Source organism: Actinophytocola sp. (genome assembly GCF_036002505.1).
GTDB lineage: Bacteria > Actinomycetota > Actinomycetes > Mycobacteriales > Pseudonocardiaceae > DASYTH01.
The window spans coordinates 1-2,635 of record NZ_DASYTH010000002.1 but is presented as its reverse complement, the minus strand read 5'-3'; the positions used below and the strand labels follow the sequence as shown (position 1 = coordinate 2,635).

At 68.3% G+C, this 2,635-nt stretch carries 2 protein-coding genes; one reads left to right on the top strand and one right to left on the bottom strand.

Going from position 1 to position 2,635, the window contains the following annotated elements; all coding sequences use genetic code 11:
- Positions 1-951: EamA family transporter (locus VGR06_RS00030; RefSeq protein ID WP_327556806.1), on the bottom strand; the 951-nt coding region annotated here is incomplete at its 3' end.
- Positions 952-1,036: 85 nt separating this feature from the next.
- Between VGR06_RS00030 and gatB the strand changes: the two genes are divergently transcribed.
- Positions 1,037-2,491 carry an Asp-tRNA(Asn)/Glu-tRNA(Gln) amidotransferase subunit GatB gene (gene gatB / locus VGR06_RS00025; protein WP_327556805.1) on the top strand — a complete coding sequence of 485 codons (1,455 nt, stop codon included), beginning with the start codon at positions 1,037-1,039 and terminating at the stop codon, positions 2,489-2,491.
- Positions 2,492-2,635: the final 144 nt, after the last annotated feature.

The window sequence follows — 2,635 nt, the reverse complement described above, 5'->3', positions numbered from 1 at the left end:
TGGAACCCGACGGGCCGTGATGATCAGGGCGACCCCAGCGAGGATGATCGCGGCCGCCACAAGGGTTCGAGCCGCCAACACCTCATTCAAGAAGAGCCAGCCGAGGAAGACGGCGATCACCGGGTTCACGTACGCGTACGTGGACACGAGCGACGTGGGGGCGTTCCTCAGCAGCCACACATAGGACGCGAACCCGATCCACGAGCCCACGGTGATCAGGTAAGCCAGCCCGGCCAGCGACTCACCCGAGATGTTCTGTGGGTGGAAGCGGCCCAGCTCGCCGGCGGAAAGGGCCACCACGCCGAGCAGCGCACCGCCCGCCAGCATCTCCATCGCCGTGCCGACCAGCGGCCGGCGGGGGAGGGGAGCCCGGCGCGCATAGAGCGATCCCACGGCCCAGGACAGTGACGCCCCCACCACCACGAGCACGCGCAGGGTATCGACATGCCCCCGGCCATGTCCGGCGGTGAGCAGCACCAGTCCGCCGAACCCGAGCACGAGGCCGGCCACCGCCCAGCCAGGCAGCCGCTGACCGTAGAAGAGCCGATCAAGGACGGCCAGCCAGATCGGGACCATGGCGATCACCAGCGCGACGATCCCCGTGGGCACGCGTTGCTCGCTCCACGAGACCAGGCCGTTTCCTCCCAGGAGCAGGAGTCCCCCGACGATGGCGGCGGCCCGCCATTGGCGCCACCCCGGGCGATCGTGCACGGTATCCCCCCGACGGATGGACCACAGGTAGAGGACGGCACCGGCGATCACGAACCGGATCGACGCGCTGAGGAACGGTGGGATGGTGCGGACGGCGAGCCGGATGGCCAGATAGGTCGAGCCCCAGATCACGTACACGGCGCTCAGGGCAAGCCAGATCTGGGCCGGAGAGGCCTGTCCGCGAGCGGTGGGCGCCCCGCTGCTCCCATCGGCCGGGACTGGGCGGCGGAGGAGCCTCATGCCCGCCCATGCTATCGGCCGGATGTCCGCGGGCCGTTGGCCCTTCCGTCGACACGAGCCCACGGCGGCTATCGTTTCCGTCGGAATGCCTGAGGAATTCGAAACCGTCATCGGCCTGGAGTGCCATGTCGAACTGGCCACGGCCAGCAAGATGTTCTGCGGCTGCCCCAACCAGTTCGGAGGGCCGCCGAACTCCAACGTGTGCCCGATCTGTCTGGGACATCCGGGCACGCTCCCGGTGCCCAACGAGAAGGCCATCGAGTACACGGCGAAGATCGGGCTAGCCCTCGACTGCAGGATCGTCGCGCACTCGCTCTTCCACCGGAAGAACTACTTCTATCCGGACATGCCGAAGAACTTCCAGATCTCCCAGTACGACGTGCCGCTGTGCGTGGGCGGCCACCTCGACGTCCATGTGGACGGGGAGGCTCGCCGGATCGGGATCACGCGGGTCCACCTCGAGGAAGACACGGGCAGGACCGTCCACGCCGGCGCCACCGGCCGCATTTCCGGCGCGGACTACGCGCTGGAGGACTACAACCGGGCGGGCGTGCCGCTGGTCGAGGTGGTGTCCGAGCCCGACATGCGCACGCCGGAAGAGGCCCGTGCCTACTTCACCGAGCTTCGCGCGATCCTCGAAGCACTCGGAGTCTCCGACGTTCGCATGGAGGAGGGCTCGCTCCGCTGCGACGCCAACATCAGCGTGCGCCCTCTCGGCCGCGCCGAGCTCGGCACGAAGATCGAGATCAAGAACCTGAATTCGATCCGCTCCATCTACCGGGCCCTCGCGTTCGAGCAGGAGCGGCAGATCGCCGCCCTGCGAGCGGGCCAGCCGCTGGCCCAGGAGACCCGGCACTGGGACGAGAACCGGAACGTCACCACGCCTGGCCGGTCCAAGGAATACGCATCGGACTACCGGTACTTCCCCGAGCCCGACCTCACCCCCATTGAGCCCGACCCGGAATGGATCGAGGGGCTCCGAACCGCGCTGCCCGAGCTTCCCTCCGCGCGGCGCCGCCGGTACCAGGACGAATACCGGCTCGAGGCGCACCAGGCCGCGCTGATCGGAGGAAGCCGTTCTTGGGCCGAGTTCCTCGAGAAGGCCGTCGCGATGGGGGCCGAGCCCCGGGCCGCCGCCAACTGGATGACGGGTGATCTCGCGGCGTTGCTCCGCGAGCACAACCAATCGCTGGAGGGATCGAAGGTCAGGCCCCAGCACATCGCCGATCTCGTCCGGCTGTTCGCCAGGGGGACGATCTCCTCTGCCGGAGCGAAGACGGCGCTGGCCGAGGCCTTCCGGACGGGTGCCCCCATCGAGGAGATCGTGGCGTCCAAAGGCCTTCAGCAGGTCTCGGACGCGGGGGCCCTGGAGGCCGTGGTCGAGGAGGTCATCGCCGAGAACCCCGGGCCCGTTGAGCAGTTCCGGGGCGGCAAGGAGGGCGCGCTGAACGCCCTGGTCGGCCACGTCATGAAGAAGACGAAGGGCTCGGCCAACCCCAAGGTGGCCGCCGAGCTGCTTCGAGGGCGGCTGTCCGGATAGCCCTTCCGGTTGCTGGTAATCCGATGCGCAGTCGGTTACGAATTGATCCCGTGAGCGCGGCCTTGGACGAGTTCGACCTCGACCGGTACCTGCGGGCGTCCAAGAAGGTGGACCTTTCCGGCGTCTCGTGGGAACGGATCAAGG

What these genes read in the sequence shown, in the direction of transcription:
- gatB (WP_327556805.1), top strand. Translation starts at nt 1,037, where the DNA reads ATGCCTGAGGAATTCGAAACCGTCATCGGCCTGGAGTGCCATGTCGAA.